Source organism: Kitasatospora sp. NPDC051170 (assembly GCF_044455705.1).
Taxonomy (GTDB): Bacteria; Actinomycetota; Actinomycetes; order Streptomycetales; family Streptomycetaceae; genus Kitasatospora.
Genome location: NZ_JBITFA010000008.1, coordinates 173,338 through 199,261, shown reverse-complemented (window position 1 = coordinate 199,261; position 25,924 = coordinate 173,338). Strand labels below are relative to the sequence as shown.

At 74.3% G+C, this 25,924-nt stretch carries 24 protein-coding genes; 6 read left to right on the top strand and 18 right to left on the bottom strand.

Translation table 11 applies throughout. The features are described from left to right. The first annotated feature begins 88 nt into the window (after positions 1-88). Together ACIBCA_RS18855 and ACIBCA_RS18850 are read left to right on the top strand one after the other, a co-directional pair. Entirely contained in the window at positions 89-574 is a 486-nt protein-coding gene (locus tag ACIBCA_RS18855) for a MarR family winged helix-turn-helix transcriptional regulator (RefSeq protein WP_396284028.1), read from the top strand. Positions 575-655: 81 nt separating this feature from the next. After that, entirely contained in the window at positions 656-1,354 is a 699-nt protein-coding gene (locus ACIBCA_RS18850; RefSeq protein ID WP_396284027.1) for an SDR family oxidoreductase, read from the top strand. Between the two features lie 48 nt (positions 1,355-1,402). On the opposite strand, the gene ACIBCA_RS18845 is transcribed toward ACIBCA_RS18850, so the two are convergent. Together ACIBCA_RS18845 and ACIBCA_RS18840 are read right to left on the bottom strand one after the other, a co-directional pair. Further along, positions 1,403-1,942, bottom strand: coding sequence for a hypothetical protein (locus tag ACIBCA_RS18845; protein WP_396284026.1), 540 nt, complete (start codon positions 1,940-1,942; stop codon positions 1,403-1,405). A gap of 161 nt (positions 1,943-2,103) precedes the next feature. Then, positions 2,104-2,958: an alpha/beta fold hydrolase gene (locus ACIBCA_RS18840; protein WP_396284025.1), complete on the bottom strand. Its 855-nt coding sequence runs from the start codon at positions 2,956-2,958 to the stop codon at positions 2,104-2,106. Positions 2,959-3,034: 76 nt separating this feature from the next. Between ACIBCA_RS18840 and ACIBCA_RS18835 the strand changes: the two genes are divergently transcribed. Both ACIBCA_RS18835 and ACIBCA_RS18830 read left to right on the top strand, forming a co-directional pair. Continuing rightward, positions 3,035-4,006, top strand: coding sequence for a winged helix-turn-helix domain-containing protein (locus ACIBCA_RS18835; RefSeq protein WP_396284024.1), 972 nt, complete (start codon positions 3,035-3,037; stop codon positions 4,004-4,006). Positions 4,007-4,063: 57 nt separating this feature from the next. Then, a complete protein-coding gene (locus tag ACIBCA_RS18830) occupies positions 4,064-4,735 on the top strand; it encodes an SMI1/KNR4 family protein (RefSeq protein WP_396284023.1) in 672 nt (223 codons plus the stop codon). Positions 4,736-4,748: 13 nt separating this feature from the next. Here ACIBCA_RS18830 and ACIBCA_RS18825 read toward each other — a convergent pair whose 3' ends face one another. The 12 genes from ACIBCA_RS18825 to ACIBCA_RS18770 are packed head-to-tail and all read right to left on the bottom strand — an operon-like array spanning position 4,749 to position 17,162. Continuing rightward, positions 4,749-5,960: an LLM class flavin-dependent oxidoreductase gene (locus tag ACIBCA_RS18825; protein ID WP_396284022.1), complete on the bottom strand. Its 1,212-nt coding sequence runs from the start codon at positions 5,958-5,960 to the stop codon at positions 4,749-4,751. Next, positions 5,957-7,318, bottom strand: coding sequence for an NtaA/DmoA family FMN-dependent monooxygenase (locus tag ACIBCA_RS18820; protein WP_396284021.1), 1,362 nt, complete (start codon positions 7,316-7,318; stop codon positions 5,957-5,959). Before ACIBCA_RS18820 ends, ACIBCA_RS18825 begins: the two co-directional genes overlap by 4 nt. Next, positions 7,315-8,262, bottom strand: coding sequence for a fumarylacetoacetate (FAA) hydrolase (locus ACIBCA_RS18815; protein ID WP_396284020.1), 948 nt, complete (start codon positions 8,260-8,262; stop codon positions 7,315-7,317). The genes ACIBCA_RS18820 and ACIBCA_RS18815 overlap by 4 nt, the downstream gene beginning before the upstream one ends. Before the next feature lie 34 nt (positions 8,263-8,296). Further along, positions 8,297-9,547, bottom strand: coding sequence for a pyridoxal phosphate-dependent aminotransferase (locus tag ACIBCA_RS18810; protein ID WP_396284147.1), 1,251 nt, complete (start codon positions 9,545-9,547; stop codon positions 8,297-8,299). Positions 9,548-9,568: 21 nt separating this feature from the next. Beyond that, positions 9,569-11,263 carry an AMP-binding protein gene (locus tag ACIBCA_RS18805; RefSeq protein ID WP_396284019.1) on the bottom strand — a complete coding sequence of 565 codons (1,695 nt, stop codon included), beginning with the start codon at positions 11,261-11,263 and terminating at the stop codon, positions 9,569-9,571. Next, the gene (locus tag ACIBCA_RS18800) at positions 11,260-12,390 is read right to left on the bottom strand and encodes a Glu/Leu/Phe/Val dehydrogenase dimerization domain-containing protein (protein WP_396284018.1); all 1,131 of its coding nucleotides are present in this window, start codon (positions 12,388-12,390) and stop codon (positions 11,260-11,262) included. Before ACIBCA_RS18800 ends, ACIBCA_RS18805 begins: the two co-directional genes overlap by 4 nt. Positions 12,391-12,430: 40 nt before the next feature. Continuing rightward, the gene (locus ACIBCA_RS18795) at positions 12,431-12,994 is read right to left on the bottom strand and encodes a type 1 glutamine amidotransferase (RefSeq protein WP_396284017.1); all 564 of its coding nucleotides are present in this window, start codon (positions 12,992-12,994) and stop codon (positions 12,431-12,433) included. Continuing rightward, on the bottom strand, positions 12,991-13,824 hold the full coding sequence (locus ACIBCA_RS18790; RefSeq protein ID WP_396284016.1) for an acetylglutamate kinase: 834 nt from the start codon (positions 13,822-13,824) through the stop codon (positions 12,991-12,993). Before ACIBCA_RS18790 ends, ACIBCA_RS18795 begins: the two co-directional genes overlap by 4 nt. Continuing rightward, the gene (argC, locus tag ACIBCA_RS18785; RefSeq protein WP_396284015.1) at positions 13,821-14,888 is read right to left on the bottom strand and encodes an N-acetyl-gamma-glutamyl-phosphate reductase; all 1,068 of its coding nucleotides are present in this window, start codon (positions 14,886-14,888) and stop codon (positions 13,821-13,823) included. The genes ACIBCA_RS18790 and argC overlap by 4 nt, the downstream gene beginning before the upstream one ends. Beyond that, on the bottom strand, positions 14,885-15,772 hold the full coding sequence (locus tag ACIBCA_RS18780) for a RimK family alpha-L-glutamate ligase (RefSeq protein ID WP_396284014.1): 888 nt from the start codon (positions 15,770-15,772) through the stop codon (positions 14,885-14,887). Before ACIBCA_RS18780 ends, argC begins: the two co-directional genes overlap by 4 nt. Before the next feature lie 19 nt (positions 15,773-15,791). After that, a complete protein-coding gene (locus tag ACIBCA_RS18775; protein ID WP_396284013.1) occupies positions 15,792-15,977 on the bottom strand; it encodes a lysine biosynthesis protein LysW in 186 nt (61 codons plus the stop codon). Between the two features lie 33 nt (positions 15,978-16,010). After that, positions 16,011-17,162: an isopropylmalate synthase gene (locus ACIBCA_RS18770; protein WP_396284012.1), complete on the bottom strand. Its 1,152-nt coding sequence runs from the start codon at positions 17,160-17,162 to the stop codon at positions 16,011-16,013. 257 nt (positions 17,163-17,419) lie between these two features. Between ACIBCA_RS18770 and ACIBCA_RS18765 the strand changes: the two genes are divergently transcribed. Then, complete coding sequence (locus tag ACIBCA_RS18765; RefSeq protein WP_396284011.1) at positions 17,420-18,169, top strand: arylmalonate decarboxylase; 750 nt, start codon at positions 17,420-17,422, stop codon at positions 18,167-18,169. Positions 18,170-18,227: 58 nt separating this feature from the next. Here ACIBCA_RS18765 and ACIBCA_RS18760 read toward each other — a convergent pair whose 3' ends face one another. The 4 genes from ACIBCA_RS18760 to ACIBCA_RS18745 form a co-directional block, all read right to left on the bottom strand. Further along, on the bottom strand, positions 18,228-18,944 hold the full coding sequence (locus ACIBCA_RS18760; RefSeq protein WP_396284010.1) for a response regulator transcription factor: 717 nt from the start codon (positions 18,942-18,944) through the stop codon (positions 18,228-18,230). A gap of 58 nt (positions 18,945-19,002) precedes the next feature. Next, on the bottom strand, positions 19,003-20,130 hold the full coding sequence (locus tag ACIBCA_RS18755) for a transposase (protein WP_396284009.1): 1,128 nt from the start codon (positions 20,128-20,130) through the stop codon (positions 19,003-19,005). A 460-nt stretch (positions 20,131-20,590) separates the two neighbouring features. Then, complete coding sequence (locus ACIBCA_RS18750; protein ID WP_396284008.1) at positions 20,591-21,820, bottom strand: MFS transporter; 1,230 nt, start codon at positions 21,818-21,820, stop codon at positions 20,591-20,593. A gap of 75 nt (positions 21,821-21,895) precedes the next feature. After that, entirely contained in the window at positions 21,896-22,441 is a 546-nt protein-coding gene (locus tag ACIBCA_RS18745) for an SDR family NAD(P)-dependent oxidoreductase (protein WP_396284007.1), read from the bottom strand. 177 nt (positions 22,442-22,618) lie between these two features. On the opposite strand from ACIBCA_RS18745, the gene ACIBCA_RS18740 reads away from it, so the two are divergent. Further along, entirely contained in the window at positions 22,619-25,801 is a 3,183-nt protein-coding gene (locus ACIBCA_RS18740; RefSeq protein WP_396284006.1) for a BTAD domain-containing putative transcriptional regulator, read from the top strand. The last annotated feature ends 123 nt before the right edge of the window (positions 25,802-25,924 follow it).

Below are 25,924 nucleotides of genomic sequence, written 5' to 3'. Positions count from 1 at the left end.
CATGGACGACGCAGCTCCCCAAAACGCAGTTCCCCACAACCCCGCTCCCCACAACGCAGCTCCCCCCGACCGCGTACCCCCCGACCGCGTGGCCCGCATCCAGGCCGACTGGCACCGCGAACGCCCCGACCTGGACGTCTCCTCCCTCGGCGTGATCGGCCGCCTCCACCGCCTGGCCGACCACCTCACCGAGGAGCTCTGCCTCGTCTACAACCGCTACGGCCTCGGCGAGGGCGAGTTCGACGTCCTGTGCGCGCTGCGCCGCACCGGGGAGCCCTTCGAGCGCGCACCCGGCGAGCTCGCCGCGCACACGATGGTCACCACCGGCGCGATGACCAAGCGCATCGACCGCCTGGAGCGGGCCGGGCTCGTCACCCGCCGCCGCTCCGACGACGACCAGCGCGGCCGCATCGTCGCCCTCACCCAGCCCGGCCGCGAACTGATCGACCAGGCGTTCGCCGACCACATGCGCAACGAACGCCGTCTGCTGGGCATGCTGACGCCCGCCGAGAACGAGGCGCTCGAGGGGCTGCTCACCACCTGGCTCTCGAAGGTGGAGAACCCCCGCCCGTAATTCCGGGGGCGGATGATCACAACCCGCGTATAGTGCTGGCGTTTCGGGACCCCCGGGACCGCGATCACCGAGGAGGCCCCCATGGAACCCGTCAGCCTGATCACCGGCGGCTCGACCGGCATCGGCGCCGCCACCGCCCGCGCCCTCCTCAAGCAGGGCCACCGGGTGGCCGTCACCGGACGGGACGCGGGCAAGCTCGCCGTCTTCGCCGCCTCCGCCGGGGCGGGCGAGCGGCTGCTGACCGTCGCCGGTGACACCGCCGAGGCCGAGGACGTCGCGGCCGTCGTGCACCGCGTGGTGGGGACCTGGGGCCGGCTGGACAACGTCATCGCCAACGCCGGCTTCTCCCTGCCCGGCAACCTGGAGAGCCACTCCCCCGAGGACATGCGCGCCATGGTCCTCACCAACGTCCTCGGCCCGGCCCTGCTGGTCCAGCGGACCCTGCCGCACCTGCGGGAGTCGAAGGGCCGGATCGTGATCCTCGGCTCGGTCGCCGGGGTGCGCAACACCCCCGGCAACCTGTACTCCGTCACCAAGTGGGCCGCGCACGCGCTCGCCGAGAACACCCGGCTGCTGGTCGCCGAGGACGGCATCGGCGTGACCGTCGTCGCCCCCGGGATCGTGGACACCCCGTTCTGGGACGAGCGCGGCGGCACCCCGTCCACCCAGCCGGTGATGACCGCCGAGCAGATCGCGGACACGATCGTCTTCGCCCTCGGCCAGCCCGCCGGTGTGACGATCAACCACATGACCGTGCGCCCGACCGGCCAGGTCGGCTGAAACCCGGCCCGCCCGGCGTCTCCGGTTTCACCGGGCGGGCCCGACGGGTCAGTCCTCGTCCATCCTGGCCAGGGCGTCGCCGATCAGGCGGGTGGCGAAGTCCTGGTCGTCGCCCGCGACGCGGTTGACGTGCTCGGCCGTCATCACGGCGAGGGCCTCCAGCGGGTTCATCTCCGCGCGGGTCCAGGGCCCGTACTGGGCGCGCCAGAGGTTGGGGCTCAGACCGGTGCCGGCGGCGACGAGGAGGCCCGCCATGGTGGGGATGACCTCCGGGCTGAAGGTCCTGGGCATCATCCGCATGGTGCCGACCAGCGCCGGGACGACGTGCTCGACGACGTCACGGTCGTGGTCCTCGCAGGCGGCCTTCAGCCAGGTCATGTAGAGGTAGATCACCGTGCAGGTGCCGTCCACCAGCTCCGCGAGCCCGCTGGGGCCGAGGGAGGCGGTGACCTGGCTGACCAGCGCCTGCTGGCGGGCGTCCGAGCCGGCCCTGCCCTCGTAGACGGACTTGAGCCGGGAGTCGATCACCATCAGCGCCGTGCCGACGTCGCCGATGGGCGCGGATTCGGGACCGCAGGTCGATGCCATGCCTTCTCCTCAGACCGTTCTGACCGTGACGGCAGGTGATGTTTCGCACCCGCAGCGTAGACAGGACGGCGGGCCCGGCGGCGGGGTTTCGCCGACCTTCACCCGGGAGTGCGACGGGCCGTCAACTCACGTCAACTCCCGTCGATTCCATTCAACTCCGGTCAGCCGGCGGTGGCGAGGAAGCCCTCGACCGTCTCCGTGAACGCCTTCGCGTCGTCCAGCCACGGGTAGTGCCCGGCGCCCGGCTGGACGGCGAGCGTCACCTCGGGGAAGAGCCGCGCGGCCTCGGTGGCGGACGCGGCGGTGGGCCACAGGTCGACCTCGCCCGCGAGGAGCAGCACCGGGCAGCGCAGGGCGCCCAGGCGGCGGGCCAGGTCCCCGGTGTCGGGCGTGTAGCCCCGGTAGTAGTGCTCGCTGACGGGCAGCGCGCGCTGGGCGGGGTCGGCGGCGGCGTGGGCGCGGGCCGCGTCGTCCCAGCGGCCGTACATCAGCGGCTCGAAGGCCAGGCGGTACGGCGCGGCCTCGGCGAAGGAGGTGGCGGTCGTCATGTGCCGGTGCGCGGCGGCGGCCTCGGCGTGCCAGGGCTCGGCCGCGCGGGAGGCGATCACCTGCGCGACGCCCGTGTCGGAGGGCAGTCCGACGCCGGCGAAGGAGGGGGTGACGAGGGTGAGGCTGTGCAGCCGCTCGGGGTGGGCGGCGGCGTAGAGCATGGCGAGGCTGCCGCCGGCGGAGTGGCCGAGCAGGTCGAGGCGTTCCAGGCCGAGGTGGCGGCGTAGCGCCTCGACGTCGGCCACCAGGCGGTCGACCCGGTAGGTGGCCGGGTCGGCGGGCACGCCGGAGGCGCCCGTGCCACGGGTGTCGGGCAGGATCAGGGTGCGGTGGGCGGACAGGCCTCCGAGGTCTCCGAGGTACTCGGCGGCGCGGCCGGGGCCGCCGGGGAGGCAGAGCAGCGGCGGGCCGTCGCCGTGGGTGCGGAAGGCGAGCGTGGTTCCGTCGTACGAGGTGATGAACTCCATGCCGCAGAGTCTGGGCGGCGGCCGCCCGGCCCGGCTACCGTTCAGCCACGGCTAAACGATCAGGGGCGGGACAGGCATGGCGGTGGAGATCCGGCTCTCGGCGGCCGAGGTGGCGCGGGTACGGCTCGCGGTGTCGCCACTGGCCGAGACGGTGCTCGGGGTGCGGGCGGCCCTCGGGGCGGGCGGGCACGAGGTGCACCGGCCGTGGGTGCGCGAGGCGGAACGGGTGCTCGCCGGGGAGCCGGAGACGCCGCTGCTGCGGGCGCTGCTCGAGGGCTGCCTGCCGTCGTTCCTCTTCCCCGTGCCGGAGGAGCGGCTGCCCGCCTTCGAGGCCGAGGCGGCGGGGCTGCGGGCGGCGGATCCGGCGTACGTCGCGGCCGAGTGCGCCGCCGCGCTGGGAGCCGCCCGGGCCGCACGACTGCCGCGCCCCGAACTGCTGTTGGAGCGGGTCTCCGAGGCGTTGACCCGCTGCCACGACCGGCTGGTGGCCCCGCACTGGGGGCGGATGCGCGCGGTGCTGGAGGCCGACCTGGGGCGGCGGGCGCTGGCCCTGCTCGACGGCGGGGTGGAGGGGCTGTTCGCGCAACTGCACGCCGATGTGGTCTGGCGCGAAGGCGAGTTGGTGGTGCACGGGCGCCGCCGCTCGGGCGCGGCGTGGACGGTCGAAGCCAACGGGCACGGCCTGGTGGTGATGCCCACCGTCTTCGGCTGGCCGGACGTGATCGTCGACCACTCCCCGCGCACCGCCGCCTCCATCCGCTACCCCGCCCCCGGCGTCGGCCACCTCTGGGAGGCACCCCGGCCCACCCCCGCGGGCCTCACCGCCGTCCTCGGCCGCACCCGCGCCACCCTCCTCACCGCCCTCGCCGAACCCCAGAGCACGCCCACCCTCGCCACCCGCCTCGGCGTCACCCCCGGCGCCGTCTCCCAGCACCTCACCGCCCTCCGCAACGCCGGCCTCGTCACCACCCACCGCACCGGCCGCACCGCCGTCCACCTGCGCACCCGCACGGGCACGGCCCTCGTGGCGGAGCCGCATTCGAGTTGATCCGGGCTCCGCGAGTTGGCACGATCGCGGCAGGTCGGAGGTCGGGAGGGGCCACAGATGAACTGGTCGGGGGTGCGCGAGCGGGTGCTGGCGCTGCGGAAGGCGCCGGGCACGGCGAAGGTGTTCGGGGCCGGCGGGCACGGCTTCCGGCTGGACCCGCCGCTGAGCGAGGCCGAGGTCGCCGAGGCGGAGGCCGAACTCGGGGTGTCCTTCCCGCCGGCGTACCGCAGCTTCCTCCTGGAGGTCGCCGCGGGCGGCGCCGGGCCGGACTACGGCCTCTACCCGCTGCGCCGCGACGACCAGGGGTGGCACTGGGTCGCCCTGGGCGACACCCGCGAGGTCAACCCCCTGCTGGGGCGGCCCTTCCCCTCGGAGGCCGAGCGTGCCCGCTGGACGGAGGAGCTGGACACCCGCGAGCCCCGTGAGGAGGACTTCCCCGACGAGGACGCCTACCGCGCCGCCTACCGCGCCTGGGACGACGAGTGGGAGCCCCTGAACCAAGCGATGACGGCCGGAGCGGTCTGCCTCGGCCACCAGGGCTGCGGCTACTTCACCTGGCTCGCCGTCACCGGCCCCGACAGCGGCACCCTCTGGAACGACCTCCGCGCCGCCGACGGCCCCCTGGAACCCCTGAGCGTCGACTTCCCCACCTGGTACCTGACCTGGCTCCACCGCGCCGCCCAAGAGGCGGCCGGGGCCCCCTCGGGTCGGCCCGGCCGCCGCCGCTAGGAGTCGGCGGCCCTCACCCCTTGCCCGCGTAGCGGCTGGTGGGGTGGGGCAGGCCCAGGTGGGCGCGGAGGGTGGTGGTGTCGTACGCGGTGCGGAAGGCGCCGCGGCGTTGGAGTTCGGGGACGAGGCCGCGGGTGATCTGGTGGAGGTCGTGGGGGAGGGTGGCGGGGCGGAGGCGGTAGCCGTCGAGGCCGGCTTCTCGCCAGTCGAGGAGGAGGTCGGCGAGTTCGGTGGGGGTGCCGGTGAAGATCTCGGCGTCGGAGGTGAGTTCGGTGCCGGCGAGGGTGTCGAGGTGGGCCTTGCGTGCGGCGGCGGCGCCGGGGGTCTCGTCGAGGAACACCAGGAGTTCCGCGAAGCGCAGCAGCGGCTGCGCCTCGGTGTCCCGGCCGGTGGCGGCCACGGCCGCGTCGACCTGGCCGAGGATCTCGGCGGTGCCCGTGCGGGAGTGCGGGGTGACGTAGACGAGGTCGGCGGCGCGGGCCGCGAACTCGTAGGGGACGGAGGCGTGGGCGAGGCTGGTCACCAGGGGCTGGCCCTGGGGGGAGCGCGGGGTGATGGAGGGGCCGCGGACGGAGAAGTGGCGGCCGGTGAAGTCGATGTGGTGGATCTTGTCGCGGTCGACGTACCGGCCGGTGGCGGCGTCGCGGATCTCCGCGTCGTCCTCCCAGCTGTCCCACAGCCGCCGGGTGGCCTCGACGGCGTCGGCCGCCTCCTCGAAGAGCGGGCGCAGGCGCCGGGCGATGAGCTCGGGGTCGCGGACGTCCTCCTCGGTGAGCTGGGGCGTGGTCCGGCGGCCGAAGTGGGTGGCGTCCGCGGCGCGGGAGGCGATCTGGGGGCGCAGGCCGCCGCGGCCCTCGCTGGCGTGGTCGAGGGTGGCGATGCCGACGGCGACGTGGAAGGGCTCGGTGTGGGTGACGTTGACGGTCGGGACGAGCCCGATCCTCGACGTCAGCGGGCCGAGGTAGGAGGCGATGAGCGCCGCGTCCAGGCTGCCGCGGACCAGCGTGGTGTCCTCGTCGGGCCGGTGGAAGGCGGTGGTCTGGAGGCCGAGCGCGTCCTCGATGGTGACGAAGTCGAGCAGGCCCCGTTCGGCCTCGGCGGCGAGGCCGGCCCAGTAGGCCGGGGTGAGCAGTTCCGCGGGCCGGGCGCCTTCGGCCCGCCAGGCGGCCGGGTGCCAGCCGGCGCCGTCGAGGGCGACGGCGAGGTGGAGCGGGGGCGGGGTCACGGGGTGCTTCCCTTCTTGAGGGACGGCAGTCCCAGGTGGTCGCGCAGGGTCGTGCCGGTGTACTCCCGCCGGTGCACGCCCTTGTCCTGGAGGAGCGGCACGACGCGGTCCACGAAGTCGTCGAGGCCCGTGGGGGTGAGGTGCGGGACGAGGACGAAGCCGTCGGCGCCGCCGGTCTGCACGAAGTGGTCGAGCTGGTCGGCGACGGTCTGCGGGGAGCCGACGAAGGTCTGCTGGGCGCCGTCGACCTCGATGACCAACTCCCGGATGCTCAAGCCCCGTTCCTCGGCGAGGGCGCGCCAGCGGCGGGCGGTCTCGGCGCGGTCTCGGCGGAAGATCGAGTGGCCCTTGAGGGTCTGCGCGTCGCCGTCGGGGTCGATGTCGGGGAGCGGGCCGTCGGGGTCGTAGGCGGACAGGTCACGGCCCCAGACGGCTTCCAGGTGGGCGATGGCGGTCTGCGGGCCGACCTGGGCGCGGGTGATCTCGCGGGCGAGGGCCTGGGCCTCGGCGTCGGTGTCGGCGACCACCGCGCTGGCCGTGGGCAGGATCTTCAGCTGGTCCTCGGTGCGGCCGTGGGCGGCCAGGCGGCCCTTGACGTCGCGGTAGAACGCGCGCGCCTGGTCGAGCCGGTTGTACTTGCTGAAGATGACCTCGGCCTCGGCGGCGGCGAACTCCCGGCCGGCGTCGGAGTCGCCGGACTGGATGATGACCGGGTGGCCCTGCGGGGAGCGCGGGGTGGTGAAGCGGCCGGAGATGTCGAAGTGCTGCCCCCGGTGGGCGAATCGGCCGGCCCCGGGTCGTACGTACTCCCCCGAGGCTGTGTCGGCGAGGACGTCTCCCTCGGCCCAGCTGTCCCACAACTCCCGTGCGGTGGTCAGGAACTCGGCCGCGCGGCTGTAGCGGTCGCGCTCCTCCAGGAAGGCGCCGCGCCGGAAGTTCTCGCCGGTGAAGGCGTCGAAGCTGGTGACGATGTTCCAGGCGGCGCGCCCGCCGCTGAGGTGGTCGAGGGTCGCGAGGCGGCGGGCCAGTTCGTAGGGCTCGTTGAAGGTGGCGTTGACCGTCGCGGCGAGTCCGAGCCTGCTGGTGACGGCGGCCAGGGAGGCCAGTTGGGCGAGGTTGTCCGGGCGGCCGACCACGTCGAGGTCGTAGATCTCCCCCTTGTGCTCGCGCAGGCGCAGGCCCTCGGCGAGGAAGAAGAAGTCGAACAGGCCGCGTTCGGCGGTCTGCGCGAGGTGGCGGAAGGAGTCGAAGGCGATCTGGCTCTTCGAGCGCGGGTCGGCCCAGAGGGTGATGTTGTGGATGGCGGGCAGCTGCACGGCGAGGTGCACCTGCCGGCGGCCGGAAGGCGCGGCGCTCATGCGGCGGGGAGGGAGGAGAAGGCGGCCGGGGAGACGTAGCGCACGGTGTTCTCGAAGGAGACGCCGTGGCTCTTGACGTCGATGGCGATGGTGTCTCCGTCCTCGATCCGGAAGCCGTCGTGGAAGCTGGCCTCGTCGGCGCCCAGGAGTACGTAGTTGACGAGCCCGGGGCGGCGTACGGCCGGGAAGGTGAAGAAGTGGTCGGCCATGTCGTCGATCCGGTAGTAGAGCGCGTCGCCGCCGGCCTCGAAGGCGCCCTCCCAGGCGGTGGCGCCGCCCCGGGTGATGGTGGTCCGGCCGGTGAAGACGCGCGGCGGGGGGCCGAGGAAGAGGGTGGGCGTGAGGGCGGTGTCGCAGAGCTTGCAGTACGGGTTGTAGCCCGGGTCCTTGCGGTGCAGGCCTATGTCGCACAGGTCGTTGCCGAAGGTGTAGCCGGCGTAGTGCGGGTACCCGTCGGCGTCGTTGACGAAGACGAGGGCGATCTCCGGCTCCTCGATGAGGGCGACGGGCGCGGCGGGGACGGTCAGCGGCTCGCCGGGCAGCTTGGCCCAGTCGCCGAAGCCCTTGAAGAACCACCGGGGCGGCACGAACTCCCCTCCCTCGGGGGCGCTTTCACCTCCCCACTTCTTCCGGTGGGTGCCCATGAAGCCGCTCAGCAGCGCGGAGCCGGAGGCCCCGGGCAGCAGCGGGACCAGCGGCCGCACGTCCGGATCCCCGGCGGGCAGGACGACGGTCTCGGCGCCCTCGGTTCCATCGGCGCCACGGGTGACGGCGGCGCGGACGGCCTCGGCGGAGCCGTCGGTGGTGGTGAACGCGGCGGCCAGGGCGCCTTCGGCGATGCGGTACAGCGTCTGCGTGGAGCCCGGTTCGGGGCGGTCGAAGGTGACGTAACGGCCGCCCTGGTAGGCGACTTCGGTGAGGACGGGCGGCAGTGACTGGGACATGGGATCCTCCGAAGGACGGTCAGGTGCGGTTCGGTCAGGCGTGACGGGTGAGGTCGGCGAGGGCCTCGCCGAGGTGGTCGAGGGAGCGGCCGATCCACGGCAGGGCGAGCGGGTCGGGCGCGGCCAGCGCGGCGAGGCGCTGCTCGTCGGTGTCGCCGTACAGCCGGCTGGTGGCGGCGCGGATGCGCAGCGCGCGCTCGGGCTCGCCGAAGGCGCTGCCGGGCAGGACGCCGATGCCGTGGCGCTCGACGAGGAAGCGGACGATCCCCTCGCCGCCGGTGACGCCGTGCGCTCCGGCCAGGCGTTCGCGCAGCGGCTCGAAGTCCGGGTAGAGGTAGCAGGTGGCGGTGACGGGCGCCAGCAGCGCTCCGACGGCCGTGAGGTGACGGGCCGCCGCCCGGGCCACGGCCGCGTGCAGCCGCCTGCTCGCGGCGATCCGCTCGGTGATCTCCGGTGGTTCGGCGAAGGCGTACGCGGCGGCCGTCTGCACGGGGGCGGGCGGGCTGGACCAGATCTGGCTGGCGACGGCGACCAGCCGGGTGTGCAGCTCCCGCCCGGCGGGCCCCTCGGGCAGCCGGGCCACGCCCGTGCGCCAGCCGCCCAGGGCGAGGTTCTTGGTGAGCCCGGTGGTGACGACCGTACGCTCCGGGGCGTACGCGGCCGGGGAGACGGCCGGGTGGGCGGGGTCGTGGACGAGGTCGCCGTAGATCTCGTCGGAGACGATGATCAGCTCCAACTCGCGTGCTGCCTCGGCGAGTTCCCGGACGACCTCCGGGGAGGCGACCGTCCCGGTCGGGTTGTCCGGGACGGTCACCACGACGGCGCGCGGGTCCTGCCCGGCGGCGCGGGCGGCGGTGACCGCCTCGCGCAGCCGGTGCGGGTCGGGCACGCCGCCCTGGCCGGGAAGGATCGGCACCGGCAGCGGGCGGCCCCCGGCGAGGCGCACCTGGGCGGCGTAGCTGACCCAGCCGGGGACGGGCACCACCGCGTCGCCGCCGACGGCCAGGAGCACGGCGAACAGCAGGGACTTGCTGCCGGGGCCCGCGACGACCAGCCCGGGGTCGGTGTCCAGGCCCCGGCGGCTCCAGTACCCGGCGGCGGCCTCGCGCAGGGCGGGGCTGCCGGCCACCGGACCGTAGGCGTTCTCCCCGGCCGCGGCGGCGAGGCGTTCGCGCAGCGCGGGCAGGACCGGCAGGCCGATCTCGCCGCTGGTCATGGGCAGGACGCGCTGCCCGGAGCGGCGCCGCTCCTCCAGGGCGGCGTCGGCGGCGAGCGTCGCCGACATGGGGACGGTCACGGTGCTCACCTAGGCCCTCTCTTTCCGGGCCCCGTACCGCTCGCGCAGCTCGGCCTTGCGGACCTTGCCGGTGAGGGTCTTGGGCAGCGCGGGCAGCAGCTCCACCCGCTCGGGCAGGAAACGCTCGTCGTGGCCCGCCTCCCGTACCCGGGCGCGGACTTCGTCCAGTGTCGGGCCGCCCTGCTCGCCGCGCGGGACGACGACGGCGAGGATCACCGGGTCACCTCCGTCGTCTGCGGCGGGCAGGCCGACCAGCGCCGCCTCCAGGGCCTTGGGGTGACCGCCGATGACGGCCTCCAGCTCGGTCGTCGGCGCGACCAGCCCGCCGCGCACGACGGCGTCGCGCGCCCGGCCGATGATGCGCAGGCCCCCACGGCCGTCCTCACGGGCGAGGTCCCCGGTGTCGAACCAGCCCTCGGCGTCGAACTCGGCGTCGAAGACCTCCTGGCGCCGGTAGTAGCCGAGGGCGAGGGAGGCGCCGCGCACCTTGAGGCGCCCGGCGCCGCCGGCCGTGCGCTCGGCCGGGCCATCCGCCGGGCCCTCCGCCGGGCCCTCGATGCGAGTGCTCATGGCGTCGATCGGGCGGCCGTTGCTGTGGGCGGCCCAGTCCTCGGGGTCGGCGGGCCGGGTCATGGTGACCGGGCCGTTCTCCGACATGCCCCACAGCGAGTAGGTGCGCGCGCCGAGGGTCTCGTGCACCTCGTCGGCGAGCGCCTGGAGGACCTGCCCCGAGCCGATGACGACGTGCTGCAGGCTGGTGGTGTCGCGCTTGCGCTCGCGCTGGGAGGCGGCGACGTCGGCGAGGGTGGCCGGCGGGCCGTACAGCAGGGTGGCGCCGTAGCGCTCCACCAGGTCCAGCAGGGCCTCGTTGGCGCGCACGTCCTGGAAGGCGACGGTGCCGCCCAGCAGCACGCCCGCGAGGATGCCCTGGGCGAAGCCGGAGTAGTGGACGAGCGGGGTGGAGACGGCGGCCGTCCAGTCCCCGTTCGCGCCGAAGCCGAAGGCGTCGACGTAGCCGCGCACGGCGGAGTGCACGGTGTTCTGGCTGTGCAGGACGCCCTTGGACGCGCCGGTGGTGCCGGAGGTGAACAGCACCACGAACGGCTCGTCGGCGCCGAGCGCCAGCCCGTCCAACTCGCCCGTCCCGTCGGTGTCTTCGTACGCCGGGGCGACGAAGTGGCCGTGGAAGGAGAGCGCGCCCTCGGGCACCGGGCCGTCCACCACGGCGACGTGGGCGAGCGAGGGCAGTTCGGCCTTCAGGCCGGTGACGATCCGCGCCAGCGGGGTGCCGTCCCACTCGGGCAGGGTGACGACCACCCGGGCTTCGGTGAGGCCGAGGCGGTGGCGCAGCTCCTCCTCGGGGCAGACCGGCGAGATCGGGCAGATGATCGCCCCGACGCGCAGGCCGGCGAACAGCAGCGGCACCATCTCCCACCGGTTGGGCAGCTGGACGGCGACCACGTCGCCCCGGCGCACGCCCAGGCGCAGCAGCGCGAGGGCGAACCGGTCGGTGAGGCGGGCGAGTTCGGCGTAGTCCAGGGTGTCGGTGCGCGCCTCGGCGACGCGGCGGGCGGCGATGGCGAGCTTGTGGGGGCGCTCGCGGGCCTGGCGGTGGAGGTCGTCGAGGAAGGTCTCCTCGCGCCACCAGCCACGGCTGCGGTACTCGGCGGCCCGCTCCTCGGAGCCGATGGCGGTGGCGGTCACGATCCGTCCTTCAGGCGGTCCTTGCGGCGGGCCTCCAGCAGTTCGGGCAGCGGGTCGCCAGCCCGGCCGGCGGCGATCTCCAGCAGGTCCCGGGTGTTGTGCCGCACGCGGTCGCCGACCCAGTCGAAGACCCACGCCTTGCGGGCCTCCGCCTCCAGGTCGAAGGGGACGACCCGGGTGACGGCCAGGGCGGCGGACGCGGCCCCGCCGATGTTGGCGATCACGCCCGGCACCAGGGCGGCGCCCGAGGCGGCCACCTTCTCCTTGGCCGCGGCGCTGGAGCCGAGGTTGGCGCCCTCGACGACCAGGCCGGCCCGCAGCCGGTGGGCGTTCTCGGCGCTCAGCGCGTACTTCTGCGCCGCGAGGACGAGCAGGTCGGCGTCGAGGTCGAGCCAGGCGTCCGGCTCGGTGGAGAGGGTGACGCCCTGCGGCAGGCGGGAGCGGTCGATGCGCCCGAACTCGTCGGTGACGGCGATCAGTTCGGCCACCGGCAGCCGCTCGGCGCTGATCGTGCCGCCGATGTCGGCGACGCCCACGATCACGTGACCCCGCTCCTCCAGGAACCTGGCGACCGAGCGGCCCACCGTGCCGAAGCCCTGCACCACGACCCGGGCCTTCTCGGTGTGCCCGCGCGCCTCCAGGGCGGTGACGGCGGCGACGCCGACGCCGTGGCCGGTGACGTCGATCAGCGGCTCGTAGTAGGTGCGCCAGTCGATCGGGATGTCCGGGGCGCCGAGCCGGTAGCGCGGGTCGTAGCCGGCCTCGGCGAAGAAGACGGCCCGGTCGGCGGAGGTGACGCCCATGTCGATGCCGAGGTGGATGCCGCCGTGCAGCAGCGGCTTGACGGTCCGGCCGAAGGTGCGGAAGGTCTCGTCGCGGTCGGTGCCGTCGGAGACGATGCCGCCCTTGGCGCCGCCGATGCGCAGCCCGGCGAGGGTGAACTTGTCGGTCATGTCCCGGGCGAGGCCCCGGACCTCCTCCTCGGTCACCCCGGGGGTCATCCGCACCCCGCCCATGGCGAGGCCGTCGACGAGCGAGTCGACGACGACCCAGCCCTTGATCGCGCCGCCGCTGCCGTTGAGGTGGGTGACGAAGGCGGGCTCCTGCGCGTCTTCCGGAATGCTCATGGCTGTCGAGTCCTTGGTTCGGTGGGTGGGTTGGCGCCGGTCAGCTGTACAGCTCGGTGAAGCCGCGCAGGATCTCCCGGCCGTCGCTGCGGAACTCCAGGTGCGCCTGGGCGCCCAGGATCCGGCCGTCCTCGCTGCGCAGGAACTCCACGGGCGCGTGCTCGGAGCGGCCGATGGAGCGGAAGCCCTCGGGGGCCTCCTGGAGGTAGAGGGTGTGCCGGTGGAACACCGTCACCGTCGGCTTGACGTGGCTGAACAGCGGCTCGGTCGTGTCGACCTGAGCCTCGTGGCCGCCGACGCGCTGCGGGCCCTCGGCGAGGCGCCCTCCGGCGGAGACGGCGATGATCTGCATGCCGCCGCAGATGCCGAACACCGGGACGTCCGAGCTGAAGATCAGGTCGGTGAGCGGCTTGTAGTGGTCCTGGTCGTAGGCCCGCACCTTGGTGCCGCTGAGCACGATCGCCTGGTAGCGGCCGTTCAGGCTCGACGGCACGGATTTCACGTCGACGGCCTCGGTCTCCGAGCCCAGGTCCTCGAAGCGGCGCCGCAGTTGGGGCAGGGACAGGGTTCCGTTGTTGACCACCAGAACACGGGGCTTCGTCATGACCGGCCTCCTCGGCTTCCCTTGACGACGGTGCCGGTACGGCCGGCGAGCAGTTCGCTGACGGGCGCGCTGCCGATGACGACCCGCCCCGCGCCGCGCTCCAGGGCCTCCCCGGCGGCGCGCAGCTTCTTGCGCATGCCCCCGGTGGCGCCCTTGTCGCGGAACGCGGCGGCGGCCTCGGCGCCGATCTCGCGCACCGGCTCGCCGTCGATCAGCAGGTGGGCGACGTCGGTCACCAGCACCAGCTCGGGCGCGCCGACGGCCCCGGCGAGGGCGGCGGCCGCCCGGTCGGCGTCGGTGTTGACCTCCCGCCCGGCGGCGTTGCGGGCCAGCGGGGTGACGAGCCGGGCCTCGCCGGGCTCCAGGCCCTTGAGCAGGGTCGGGTCCGCCTCGCCGACGGGGCCGACCAGGTTCTCCAGCTCGACGAGCTGCTTGCCCTGCCACCACCAGCGCTCGGCCTCCCCGGCCGTCAGCAGCCCGTCGCTGCCGAGCAGCCGCTCGGCCTCGATGCCGCGCCGCTCCAGCCGGTCGATCACCTCGGCGCCGAGGCGGGCGCTGACGGTCTTGATGTCCGCGATGACCTCGGGCGTGGTCCAGCGGCTCTGGTTGCCGTACCGGTCGCGCAGGATCGCCGAGGGCTCGCGGTAGCGGGCGTCGTGCTCGCGCAGCGGCTTGGACCAGCCGTGCACCAGGACGAGCGGACGGCTGCGGCCGAGCTCGGCCAGGTCGTCCCACCAGGCGCCGTCGAGGCCGTCCAGGCAGCTGCCGCCGAGCTTGACGACGGCGGGGGCGGGGCCGGGGGCTGGGGCTGGGGCGTTCGAGGTACTCATGCGGGCATCACCGGCTGCATGGTCAGTCCCGTCTCCTCGGGCAGTCCGAAGCGGAGGTTGGCGGCCTGGACGGCCTGGCCGGCCGCGCCCTTGACCAGGTTGTCCAGGGCGGCGAGGACGACGATCCGCCCGCCCTCCTCGTCGAGGAGGGCCGTCACGTCGCAGTAGTTGGAGCCGAGGACGGCCTGCGGGTCCGGCACCGGGATCAGCGTCTCGGTGTGCCGGCGCACCCGGACGAACCGGTGCCCCTTGTAGAAGCGCAGGTAGGCGCGCTGGAGGGTGCGCTGGTCGACGGCGTCGTCGGTGAAGACGTAGCTGCTGGTCAGCAGCCCGCGCACGTGCGAGACGCCGTACGCGGACATGCTCAGCGAGCCGACCGTGCCGGGCTTGCTGCGCTCCAGGAAGTCCCCGACCTCGGCCGCGTGCCGGTGGCCGGTGGGCGCGTACGGGGCGATGGCGCCGTTGCGGTAGGGGTGCAGGTCGGCGGTGCGCAGGTGGACGCCGCCGCCGCTGGAGCCGCTCTTGCCGTCCACGACCACGGTCCTGAGGTTCAGGCCGAGGCCGAGGGTCAGCGGGGCCAGGCCCAGGGTGATGGAGGTGGCGTAGCAGCCCGGCAGGGAGATCAGCGGCGCGTCGGCGAACTGGTCGCCGACCAGTTCCGGGACGCCGTAGACGAACCGGTCGGCGAGGTCGGCCCGGCGCTCGACCTTCGGGTACCACCGCTCGTGCCGCTCCTGGGAGCGGATGCGGAAGGCGCCGCTGAGGTCGATGATCGCCGGGACGCGGTCGGCGAACCGGGCGGCCAGCTCGGCGGAGACGGGCGCGGGCGTGGCCAGGAAGAGGACGTCGACCTTCCCGGCGACGGTGTCGGCCACGTCGTCCGTGACCGGCTGCACCGTCAGGCCGTTGTCGATGCGCAGGTTGGGGTGCAGCTCGGACGGGCGGCGGCCGATGTTGGAGGAGCCGCCGAGGAAGGTCAGCTCCAGGTCGGGATGCTGGGTGATCAGTCTGATGAGATCGCCGCCGGCGAGCCCGGAGGCGCCGACGACTCCTGCGCGGATCATGAGAGGAGCTCCTGCACGTAGCGGCCGATGGCCGAGGGGACGTCCGCGCCGGTGGTGGTGGCCACGGCCCGGAAGCCGGGGGCGTGGTTGACCTCGTTGACGAGGAAGCCGTCGTCGGTGCGGAACAGGTCGACGCCGTAGACGCCCGGGCCCAGTTCGGCCGTCACGGCCTCGACGATCTTGACGACCTCGGGGTCGTGGGCGAGGGCCCGGCTGTCGTTGCCCAGGGCGGCGTTGTTGCGCCAGTCGGTGCCGCCGCTGGCGAACTCGGCGGCGCCGACCAGCTCGTGGCCGACGACCAGGCAGCGCACCGAGCTTCCGCCGGCGAGGAACGGCTCGACCAGGCAGGCCTGCTCGAAGGCGTGGCCGAGGTCCTCGACGTAGTCGTAGACGGACTGGGCGGTGTCGGAGTGCCGGATCAGCGTGACGCGCTTGCCCATGCCGCCGAAGACCGGCTTGAGGACGACGGGCAGCTCGATCTCGGTGAGCGCCTGCTCGAAGTCCTTGCGGGAGAGCACCAGCCGGAAGTCCGGCACCGGGACGCCGGCGGCGCGCAGCAGGATGCGCAGCTCGGCCTTGTTCTCGCAGGCGTGGATCGCCCGGGCGGTGTTGAGCACGCGCGCCCCGGCCGCCTCGGCGAGGCTGGCGACCAGGCCGCCGCGGGTGTAGCTGCGGCTGCGCACCAGCACGGCCTCGTAGCCGCGCAGGGACGGCGCGTCGGGGTGGCCCAGGCACAGGGACTCGTCGTTGACCCAGTCGATGCTCAGGCCGAACTCACCGGCGCGCTGGATGAGTTGGCGCTCCTCCCAGGCGATGCGATCGGCGACCAGAGCGACCTTCGCGGGCTTCGCAGGCTTGGAGGACTTGGAGGGCTTGGAGCCCATGGGGACGTCTCCGGCCATCTCACTGGCCCCAGTCGCGCAGCTGGACCTCGACCATCTCGAGGGTCAGGCGCCCGTCGGCGATCTCCTCGACCCGCAGGGTGAGGAGGCACTCGGGGCAGGAGAGGGTCTCGCCCTGGACGACCGGCGGCACGGTCAGGTCGGTCTCGCACTCCGGGCAGGCGCCGGAGAGGGTGGCAGTGGTCATGGCGAAGCTCCGTTTCGGTATGGAGGGGTTGGTTCAGGCGGCCTGGTAGTCGATCGCGGCCTTGCGGACGGCGTCGCGGTCCAGCAGCGGGGCACCGGAGCTCTCCTGACGCTCGATCAGCCAGCCCGTGAAGGCTTCGGCGTCGACGTCGATCCCCGAGTCGGCCAGCGCCCAGCGCGTGAGCGCCGGGGTCAGCCGGGTGCGCACCCGCAACTCGCGGCTGTTGCCGACGAGTTCGGCGGGCAGGGTCTCGTACGCCTCCGGGTGGGTGAGCTGGCCGGGCAGCTCGTAGGCGAAGGCGTGCTCGGTGGTGGGCCCGGACTGGAACGCCTCGCCGAGGCCCGCGCCGGTCAGCGCCAGGCGGGACAGTTCGGTGAGGTGGGTCAGGTCGAAGCGGGTGTCACCGTGGACGATCCGCAGCGAGGTGAGCAGTTCGGCCAGGGGCGCGTTGCCGCCCCGCTCGCCGATGCCGCCGACCGTCGCCGAGATCCACCGCGCCCCGGCGCGCACGGCGGCCAGGGAGTTGGCCACGGCCATGCCGAGCATGTTGTGGGAGTGGATCTCGATCTCGGAGCCGTCGATGGCGGTGAGCTCGCCGACCACCTTCTCCATCTGCCAGGGCGACAGGTAGGCGACGGTCTCGGCGAGGCGGAACCGGTCGGCCCCGGCCTCGAAGCCCGCGGTGACGTACGGGACGAGCCGCTCCGCGGGGGTGCGGGCGCCGTCCTCACCGCTGAAGGTGACGTGGAAGCCGCGCTCCTTGGCCTGGGTGATCGCCGAACGGGCCAGTGTGGTCAGGAACTTGGCGCTCGGCGAGCCCAGCTTGAGCTCGGCGTGCTGCTCCGAGGTGGGGATGGAGTACATGACGTGGCGCACGCCCAGGCGCTCGGCCTCGTCCAGGGCGCGGCCCACCTGCCGGCGGTCGCGGACCACCACGAGCGTCATGCCGCGCTCGGGGCCCACGGTCTCGTGCACGGCCTCCACCAGGGGGGCGTCCTTGGAGTCCGGTCCGGAGACCATGCCGACCTCGACCAGCTCGACGCCGGTGCGCACCAGCAGGCGGGCGATGGCGGCCGCGTCCTTCGGTCCGAACTCGACGCCGGCCATGTGCGCGGAGTCGCGAAGCGTCGCGTCCGATATCCGGGGCGGGTTCGGGAGTTTCTCGTGCTCTTCCACTGCTGCCATTTCCGTCCACTCCTTGTTCCGGGCGGGGAATTCGCTCCCCGTTTCCGGAGGCATTCGGTGAACCGCAATCCGGGAACGGTTGCGGCGGCGTTGATCAACAGCCTCCCCGGTGCGGCCGGTCGAAGGCAATGACGGCCGCGTAAAAAGGGTGTTGATTACTGTCAGGAAATGTCAGAAAGGACAGGCCGTGCAAGGACGGCGTGGACCGCTTGCAAAACACCGGCGATTTCGGCGGCCCGGCGCCTACCGTGCCGTTCATGGACCTTCTCTCACTGCCCCGCCTCGGACTCGTCGTCCCGCCGGAGAACCCCACCGCGGAACCGGAGTTCGCCACCCTCTTCGGCCACCGCGTCAACGTGTACACGGCCCGCTTCCCGGTGACGCCGGGCCTGGACCTCCTGGACATGCTGGAGTCCTACAACCGCGTCCTGCCCGACACCCTGGGCCTCTTCGGCGCCCTGCGCCTGGACGGGGCCGTGGTGGCCTGCAGCGCCTCGCACTACCTGCTGGGCCCGGACGGCGACCGCGCCTTCTGCGAGGAGCTGTCCGAGCGCGCCGGGTACCCGGTGTACTCCTCGACGCGGGCCACCCTGGCCGCCTGCGAGGCCCTGGGCGTCCGCCGGCTCACCCTCGTCTCGCCCTACCAGCCCTGGCTGACCGACACCTCGCGCGACTTCTGGGAGCGCGCGGGCCTGACCGTCGACGGCGTGGTGACCGTCCCGGTCCCCGGCAGCGGCGGCGAGGAGCACGACCCGTACCGGGTGGACACCGCCGCGATCCTGGAGCGCCTCGACGCGAGCAGTTACCCGCCGGACACCGCCCTGCTGTTCACGGGCACCGGCATGGGCACCCTCCCCGCCCTGGAGGAGCTGGCCCGGCGCGAGCCCGGCCGCACCCTGCTCACCTCCAACCTGGCCTCCGCCTGGTGGGCCCGCCGGGCCCTGCCCGGCGCGGACGCGGGCGAGGCGCACCCGCTGCTGCGGCGGCTGGAGACGGCCGGGGTCTGAGCGCCCGGCACGGCGAAGGGCCCGGGCGCGCGCCCGGGCCCTTCTCGTCGGCGAGGACCTACGACGCCTCGGGCATCTCCGAGGCGCCCAGGAGCTCCGGGGCCCGCCCGCCCGCGTACCCCATCCGGTACCCCACGCCGCGCACGGTGGTGATCCACCGGCCGCTGCCGAGCTTCGCCCGCAGGCTGCTGACGTGCGTGTCGATGGTGCGGCTGGTGCAGGCCCAGTTGCTGTCCCACACCGTCGCCATCAGCTCGGTGCGCGAGACGACCGTCTCGGGATTGACGGCCAGCGCGTGCAGCAGGTCGAACTCCTTCGAGGTGACGGGCACCAGCCGGTCGTGCAGCCGCACCTCCCGCCGCAGCGGGTCGATGTGCAGCGGGCGCAGCGAGATGGCCCGCGCCCCGGCGGCGGCCGCACCCCGGGAGCGGCGCAGCACGGCGTCGATCCGCGCGCCGATCTCCCGGAACCCCCAGGTCCGCACCACGCAGTCGTCGGCGCCGGCGCGCAGCGCGAGCACCCGCTCGAGGCCGTCGTCGCGGTCGGTGACGGCGATCAGCGGGGTGTCCGCACCGCTGCGCACCGAGCGGCAGACCTCCAGGCCGTCGATGTCGTCGAGTTCCAGTGAGAGCAGCACCAGGTCGGCGTCGCGGGCGGCGTGCAGCGCCCGGGCGCCGGTGTCGACGCTGCGCGTGGTGTAGCCCTGTCTGCGCAGGTCGTGCTCCATGGCCTCCGCGGCGCAGGCGTCCCCCTCCACCACGAGTACGTTCGTCATTGCGGTCGTCCCCTCTCGCTCGGCTCCCCCGGTTTCCTCTCCTCCACCCCGTGGCTCGTCAGCCGGCGGCAGCGCCGACGAGGACGGCGGGGGCGCCGTCGAGGTGCTGGTGGACGTACGCGGCCGAGGCCATCGTCATGTGGTGGTGCCAGCCCGGGTAGGAGCGGCCCTCGAAGTCCAGGGCGCCGAAACGTTCCTCCAGGACCGAGAGGGCCGACAGGGCGGCGCCGCGGCCGCGCACCAGGGCGAACACCTGGTCCACCGACGGCTCGGTGAGGCTGGTGATCCAGTACCGGGGCGGCAGCTGGCCGTCCGCGGCGGGCCGCTCCAGGATGCGGTAGGTGCGCCCGGCGCCGTCGGCGCCCGTCTGCTGCGGCAGCCGTACGGTGCCCGCGTAGGCGCGGACCGGCACCGCGTTGGTGCGCCCGTCCGGCGGCTGGCGGGTCGTCACGGGCGGCTGCCGGGCGTGCCGGGTGCCCATCAGCGCGCCGACGCTGCTGACCCTCGGCGCGTGCCGCCCGGCGAGGACGACCTGGCCGGGGTCCACCTCGCACACCACGTCCAGCCGCTCCCGGGCCAGGCCCGCGAGCACCCCGGCCGCGTCCTCGTACCCGGTCAGGTCCAGCACCCAGGGCAGGCCGGCCAGGCGCGGCAGGGTGACGGCCCGCGCGGCCTGCTCGAGGACGTGCGCGCCGGCCGGGCGGGCGGTCTCCGCCTCCGGCACCCGGGCGCGCCGTCTCAGCTCCTCGTCCCGCTCCCAGGCGCCGCCGAGCAGCAGGCTCCAGTCCACGGGGAAGGCGCGGCCCTCCGCGACCAGGAACAGGCCCAGCGCCCGCTGGCCGTGCACCCGCTGCCCCGTCGCCGGGTCCGTCCGGGCGTGCACGCCCACCGAGTGGTCGCCGCTCTTGGGGATGGCCAGTTCGGCCACCGTCCAGGCGAAGGGCGCCGCCACGGCGGCCACGCGCTCGGCGAGCCGGCGGCGCACCGGCTGCCAGTCCCAGGGGCTGACGTTGATGAACTGGTGCAGCCCGTGCACCGCCGCCGGCGGCAGGGCGCCGAAGCGGGCCAGGCGACGGGGCGTCTTGCGGCCGGAGCCGTGCACCAGGCCCCACAGATAGGCCCGCGCCCAGCGGCGCTGCTCCACCCGGTGGAGCGAGCGGAAGACGTCCTCCACGAATCCGTGCACCTGCGCGTCCTCACCCGTTGCCGTGCGCGTCCCACTCGACGACATCACGCTGAGCCCCCTCGTATCCCGCAACGCCCGCCGTCGCCCGCGCCGGGTCGGGGCCGGGGTCGGTGCATCGTGCAACTTGTACGGCCAACAAAATACCTGCGAAGGGACATTCCTGTCCTTCGACCGTACGGACTTCGGGACTTCGCACGCTGAGCTGGGCGAACACGGCCGATTGTTGCGGGAGGACGAAGGAGAGCGGAGGTCGAAATCTCATTTTGGCCCGATATCGATCCCCCCACCCCGGGTTCGCCCAGGAACTGTAAAAAGTTCATGAACAAACCGCCCGGAGGGAAAACGCCGGCGACCGCCGAAGGCCGGGGGCTGCCTTCGGCGGTCTGTTCGTGGGCCGACCGTACGCGGCGTCAGCGGCGGCGCGCCTCCCGGGTGTCGAGCCTGCGGTCCACGGGTTCCCCTACGCGGCCGACCGCTTGACGGGGAACCCGTGGCCGCGGGCGAGGACGACCACGGCGATCACGGGCAGCATCAGCAGCAGCACGCTCCACGGCAGGGCGTCCGCCCCGCTCACGTCCAGCAGCACGCCGCCGATCACGCCGCCGCCCGCCATCGCCACGTTCCACAGCGTCACCAGCATGGCCTGCGCCGCGTCGGCGGCCTTCTCGCCGCCCGCCTCACCGGCCGCCGTCTGCAGCAGGGTCGGCACCCCGCCCCAGCCCAGGCCCCACAGCACGGCCGCCACGTACACCAGCGCCGTCTGGTCGGACAGCAGGGCCAGCACCGCCGCGGCCACCGCGACCAGCAGCGAGCTGGCCACCGTCAGCGCCCGCAGCCGCCGGTGGATCTGCGCGCCGACGACCCAGATGCTCGCCAGCGAGGCCGCGCCGAACACCAGCAGCACCAGGTCGGTGTTCCCGCCGATGCCGAGGTCGTCCAGGAAGGAGGCGATGTACGCGTAGATGATGGTGTGCGCCAGCACGAACACCAGGGTGACGAAGAGGATCGCGGCCACGCCCGGCACGCGCAGGGCGTGCAGCAACTTCGGCCGCTCACCGCGCTCCTGGCCCGGGTAGTCCGGCACGGCGGCCGCGATCCAGGCCAGCAGCAGCACCGTCAGCACCGTCATCACCAGGAAGGCCGCCCGCCAGCCGGAGACCTTGCCCAGGAAGGTGCCCGCCGGCACACCCAGCGACAGCGCCACCGGGATGCCCGCCATCGCCACCGCGATCGCCCGGCCCTGAAGGTGCGGCGGGGCCAGCCGGCGCGCGTACCCGGCCAGCAGCGCCCAGGCCACGCCCGCCGCGATGCCGGCGACGAAGCGGGCCACCATCGTCAGGCCGTAGACCGAGGAGACGGCCGTGACGGTGTTGGCGACGGCGAAGCCCGCCATCGAGGTCAGCAGCAGCCGCTTGCGGCGCCAGGCGGAGGTCAGCGCCGTCAGCGGGATCGCGGTCAGGGCGGTGCCGAGCGCGTAGATCGTGACCGTCTGCCCGGTCGCGGACTCGCTCACGCCCAGGTCTCGGCTCATCGCCGGGAGCAGACCGGCGGGCAGGGTCTCGGTGAGGCTCGTGATGAAGACGGCGGTCGCGAGGGCCAGCAGGGCGAACATGGGCAGCTTCTGCGCCTCTTCGCTCTGCTGCGCCGCCGTCTGGTCGGTCTTCGCCGCCGAATCGGCTGCGGTGCTCATGTGGAGTGCTCCAGGGTTGTCGCGGACGGGACTTGTGTCGGGACTCGTGTCGGGACTCGTGTGCGAGGGCGGGCCTCAGGGTGAGCCGAGCCCGCCGTCGACCGGGAGGCGGACGCCGGTGGTGAACGTGGCCTCGGTGGCCAGGAACAGCGCGGCCCGGGCCACCTCCTCGGCGGCGCCGAGACGGCCCAGCGGCGGCAGGGGTGGTACGGGTGCCCCGCCGGGCACCTCGATACAGCCCGGCGCCACGGCGTTGACGCGCACGCCCCGGGAGACCAGCTCCCCCGCGAGCGCCCGCACCGCCGCGGGCGGTTGGCCCGCCGCCGTCAGCACGACCGCGCCGCCGTCCCTCAGGTGCGCCAGCAGCGGCCGGGCGGTGTCCGCGGTGTCGGCGAAGAGCAGGTCCACTCCGGGGCCGAGGGCGGTCCCCAGCTCGGAGGCGGCCACCACCCGGGCGCTGGAGCCCAGTTCGGCCTCCACCGCACGGCCGTCCCCGGCGGACGGAGCGGTCAGCACGACCCGGGCGCCGCCCTCCACCAGGCGCTTGGCGATGGCCAGCCCGATCGCGGTGGCCTCCGCCTCCCCGACCACGACGGCCGTGCGGCCCGCGTACCTGGTCATGTGCTCCCTCCCCGCCTCGCGCCGGGAACGCGTGCTGCGACCGGCCGGTACGACTGTGCGCCGCGCCGCTTCGGGAAACCTTCGGACCGGCTGACGGCCGCTTCGGGCCCCTCCCGCACCGCCCTGACCTGGGTGACCGTGCTGGAGGAGCGGCCGCGGTGACGTACATTGACGCGCATGCGGTTTGGGGTGCTCGGCCCACTGACGGTGTGGGACGACGACGGGGTGGCCATCAGCGTTCCGGAGACGAAGGTCCGGGCGCTGCTCGCCGACCTGCTCGCACACGACGGCGGCCCGGTCTCCGCGGACCGCCTCATCCACGACCTCTGGGGCGACCACCCGCCCGGGCGGCCCGCCGGCGCCCTCCAGGCCAAGGTCTCCCAGCTGCGCCGGGCACTCGGCCGCGACCACGTCGTCCACCAGCCCGCCGGCTACCTCCTCCACCTCGACGCCGCCCGCGACGAGATCGACGCCGCCCGCTTCCTCGGCCTCGTCGAACGCGCCCGCGACGCCGCCGACCCGGCCGCCCGCGCCGCCCTGCTCACCGAAGCACTCGACCTGTGGCGCGGACCCGCCTACGCCGACTTCGCCGACCAGGAGTTCGTCCGCGCCGCCGCGCAGCGCCTCACCGAACAGCGGCTGTCCGTCCTCGAGGAGCAGGCCGAAGCCCGCCTCGCCGCCGGCGACCACGCCCTCCTCACCGGCGAGCTCGCCGACCTGACGGCCCGCCACCCCCTGCGCGAACGCCTGCGCGCCCTCCAGATCCGGGCCCTGTACGCCGCGGGCCGCCAGAGCGAGGCGCTCGCCGCGTACGAGGACCTGCGCGCCCGGCTCCTCGACGACCTCGGCGTCGACCCCGGGCCCGAACTCGCGGCGCTCCACCAGGCGGTGCTGCGCCAGGCCCCCGAGCTGAACGCCGCCCCCGTCCCGCTCCCCGCGCCCGCGCCCTCACCGGTGGCCTCCAACCTGCCCGCCTCCCTCACCCCGCTCATCGGACGCGACGAGGCCCTCGCCCACCTCGCCCGACTCCTGCGCACCGCCCGCCTGGTGACCCTCAGCGGCCCCGGCGGCGTCGGCAAGACCCGGCTCGCCCTCGCCGCCGCCGAGGCCGTCCAGCGCGACGACGTCCCCGACGGCACCTGGTTCGTCGAGTTCTCCGGCCTCCGCCACGGCACCGCCACCGAACTCGCCCAGGTCGTCGCCTCCACCCTCGGCATCAGCGACCACGCCCCCGCCGCGCTCCCCGTCTCCGGCGCCGGCGCCCCCTCCCCCGCCCACCACCTCGCCGCCGTCCTGCGCGACCGGTGCACCCTGCTCGTCCTCGACAACTGCGAACACGTCGTCGACGCCGCCGCCGACCTCGCCACTCTCCTGCTGAGCACCGCCCCCGGCCTGCGCGTCCTGACCACCAGCCAGGAACCCCTCGGCCTGCCCGGCGAGGAGGTCGTCCTCGTCGACCCGCTCCCCACCGACGACGCCGTCCGGCTCTTCACCCAGCGCGCCACCGCAGCGGCCCCCGGCTTCTCCCCCGAAGCCTCCGACCTGTCCGCCGTCACCGAGATCTGCCGCCGCCTCGACGGCATCCCCCTCGCCCTCGAACTCGCCGCCACCCGCGTACGGGCCCTGGGCGTCCACGAGTTGGCCGCCCGCCTCGGCGACCGCTTCCAGCTCCTCACCTCAGGACGGCGCGGCGCGCCCGAACGCCAGCAGACCCTGCGCGCCGTCATCGACTGGAGCTGGGAGCTGCTCAGCGCCCCCGAACGCATCGTGCTGCGCCGCCTCGCCGCGTTCAGCGACGGCTGCGACCTCCAGGCCGCCGAAGCCGTCTGCGCGGGCGACGGCGTCGCCGGGCCCGAGGTGGCCGATCTGCTGGTCCGGCTCGTCGAACGCTCCCTCGTCCTCGTGGTCCCCGGCCCGACCGGCCCGCGCTACCGCCTCCTGGAATCCGTCGCCGCCTACGCCACCGAACGCCTCCACGAGATGGAGGACCTCGCCGCCGTCCGCGACCGCCACCTCGCCCACTACCTCGCCCTCGCCGAACGCGCCGAACCCGAACTCCGCCGCACCTGCCAGCGCACCTGGCTCACCCGCCTCGACGCCGAATCCGGCAACCTGCTCGCCGCCCTCGACGAAGCCCTCCGCCGCGCCACCGTCGGAACCCCCGCCCAGGCCGTACGCCTCGCCACCGCGCTCGCCTGGTGGTGGCTGCTGCGCGGCCGCCTCACCCAGGCCCGCCGCAGCCTGCGCGCCGTCGCTGCTTCGGCGCCTCACGACACCGAACTCGCCCTGCTCCAGGCCGCGTTCAGCCTCCTCACCGGCGCCCATGCATCCGTCCCCGACGGCGACGGCCTCTGCGACCCGGTGCGCCGGGGCCGGGCCCTGTGGCTCTGCGCGTACGGCCTGTTCAGTGCCGGAGCAGCCGACCGCAGCACCGAACTCAACGACCAAGCGTTGAAACTCTTCACCACCGCCGACGACCAGTGGGGCACCGCCGCCGCCCTCGGCCTGCGCGCCACCCTCGCCCTGATCCGCGGCGACCTCGACGGCCTCGGCCGCGACGGGCTGCGCAGCGCCGCCCTCTTCCGTGAAATCGGCGACCGCTGGGGCGAGTTGCAGACCGTCTCGCCGCTCGCCGCCCTCGCCGAGATCAAGGGCGACTACGAGGAGGCCGAACGCCGCCAGCTCGACGGGCTGCGCATCGCCCGCGAACTCGACCTCGCCGCCGAAGTCTCCGCCCGCACCTCCGGGTTGGGCCGCCTCGCCCTGCTCGCCGGTGACTGGGAGCGGGCCCGGGAGCTCCACGAACAGGCCCGCCGAAGCGCCACCGAACAGGGCTACAAGTACGGGGAGATCCACGCCGAGATGGGCCTCGCCCTCGGCGCCCGCCGCTCCGGCGACCTCGACGCCGCCGAGGCCCACCTCCACCACCTCCGCGACGGCTACGCCGATGTTTCTTCTCTCGCCGGCGACCACCTCGTCCACGCCGAACTCGGCTTCCTCGCCGAACTCCGCGGCGACGCCGCCACCTCCGCCGCCCACCACCTCCGCGGCCTCGCCGTAGCCCGCACCCTCGCCGAACCCCGCGCCCTCGCCCTCTCCCTCGAAGGCCTCGCCGGCGCCGCCGCCTTCACCACCCCCACCAAGGCCGCCCTCCTCCTCGGCGCCGCCGACACCGCCCGCCGCAGCGTCAACGCCCCTCTACCGCCCGCCGAACGCACCGACGTCGACCGCATCACCCGCACCGCCGGCACCGCCCTGGGCCCCGAAGCCTTCACCACCGCATTCGATCAGGGCACCACCCTCACCCCCGACGAGGCCCTCCAGCAGGCCGCCCCCGCCCTCACCCGGTCATCCGACTGAAGCACATCTTCAGTCGCCCCTGATCACATCGGCTCCCGGCCACACAGCCCCCTCATCAAGCACCGCCTTCCGGGCTCACCAGCCCCCAGCCGAACTCGCCCTCCTCTCCACCACCTCCGGGGC

Excerpts from the sequence above, each read along its gene's own strand:
- ACIBCA_RS18770 (WP_396284012.1), bottom strand. The coding sequence starts at position 17,162 with ATGGCAGCAGTGGAAGAGCACGAGAAACTCCCGAACCCGCCCCGGATA.
- argC (WP_396284015.1), bottom strand. The coding sequence starts at position 14,888 with ATGATCCGCGCAGGAGTCGTCGGCGCCTCCGGGCTCGCCGGCGGCGAT.
- ACIBCA_RS18850 (WP_396284027.1), top strand. The coding sequence starts at position 656 with ATGGAACCCGTCAGCCTGATCACCGGCGGCTCGACCGGCATCGGCGCC.
- ACIBCA_RS18845 (WP_396284026.1), bottom strand. The coding sequence starts at position 1,942 with ATGGCATCGACCTGCGGTCCCGAATCCGCGCCCATCGGCGACGTCGGC.
- ACIBCA_RS18745 (WP_396284007.1), bottom strand. The coding sequence starts at position 22,441 with ATGACCAGGTACGCGGGCCGCACGGCCGTCGTGGTCGGGGAGGCGGAG.
- ACIBCA_RS18790 (WP_396284016.1), bottom strand. The coding sequence starts at position 13,824 with ATGAGTACCTCGAACGCCCCAGCCCCAGCCCCCGGCCCCGCCCCCGCC.
- ACIBCA_RS18830 (WP_396284023.1), top strand. The coding sequence starts at position 4,064 with ATGAACTGGTCGGGGGTGCGCGAGCGGGTGCTGGCGCTGCGGAAGGCG.
- ACIBCA_RS18795 (WP_396284017.1), bottom strand. The coding sequence starts at position 12,994 with ATGACGAAGCCCCGTGTTCTGGTGGTCAACAACGGAACCCTGTCCCTG.
- ACIBCA_RS18780 (WP_396284014.1), bottom strand. The coding sequence starts at position 15,772 with ATGGGCTCCAAGCCCTCCAAGTCCTCCAAGCCTGCGAAGCCCGCGAAG.
- ACIBCA_RS18835 (WP_396284024.1), top strand. The coding sequence starts at position 3,035 with ATGGCGGTGGAGATCCGGCTCTCGGCGGCCGAGGTGGCGCGGGTACGG.
- ACIBCA_RS18800 (WP_396284018.1), bottom strand. The coding sequence starts at position 12,390 with ATGAGCATTCCGGAAGACGCGCAGGAGCCCGCCTTCGTCACCCACCTC.
- ACIBCA_RS18840 (WP_396284025.1), bottom strand. The coding sequence starts at position 2,958 with ATGGAGTTCATCACCTCGTACGACGGAACCACGCTCGCCTTCCGCACC.
- ACIBCA_RS18760 (WP_396284010.1), bottom strand. The coding sequence starts at position 18,944 with ATGACGAACGTACTCGTGGTGGAGGGGGACGCCTGCGCCGCGGAGGCC.
- ACIBCA_RS18820 (WP_396284021.1), bottom strand. The coding sequence starts at position 7,318 with ATGAGCGCCGCGCCTTCCGGCCGCCGGCAGGTGCACCTCGCCGTGCAG.
- ACIBCA_RS18775 (WP_396284013.1), bottom strand. The coding sequence starts at position 15,977 with ATGACCACTGCCACCCTCTCCGGCGCCTGCCCGGAGTGCGAGACCGAC.
- ACIBCA_RS18815 (WP_396284020.1), bottom strand. The coding sequence starts at position 8,262 with ATGTCCCAGTCACTGCCGCCCGTCCTCACCGAAGTCGCCTACCAGGGC.
- ACIBCA_RS18810 (WP_396284147.1), bottom strand. The coding sequence starts at position 9,547 with ATGTCGGCGACGCTCGCCGCCGACGCCGCCCTGGAGGAGCGGCGCCGC.
- ACIBCA_RS18765 (WP_396284011.1), top strand. The coding sequence starts at position 17,420 with ATGGACCTTCTCTCACTGCCCCGCCTCGGACTCGTCGTCCCGCCGGAG.
- ACIBCA_RS18740 (WP_396284006.1), top strand. The coding sequence starts at position 22,619 with ATGCGGTTTGGGGTGCTCGGCCCACTGACGGTGTGGGACGACGACGGG.
- ACIBCA_RS18750 (WP_396284008.1), bottom strand. The coding sequence starts at position 21,820 with ATGAGCACCGCAGCCGATTCGGCGGCGAAGACCGACCAGACGGCGGCG.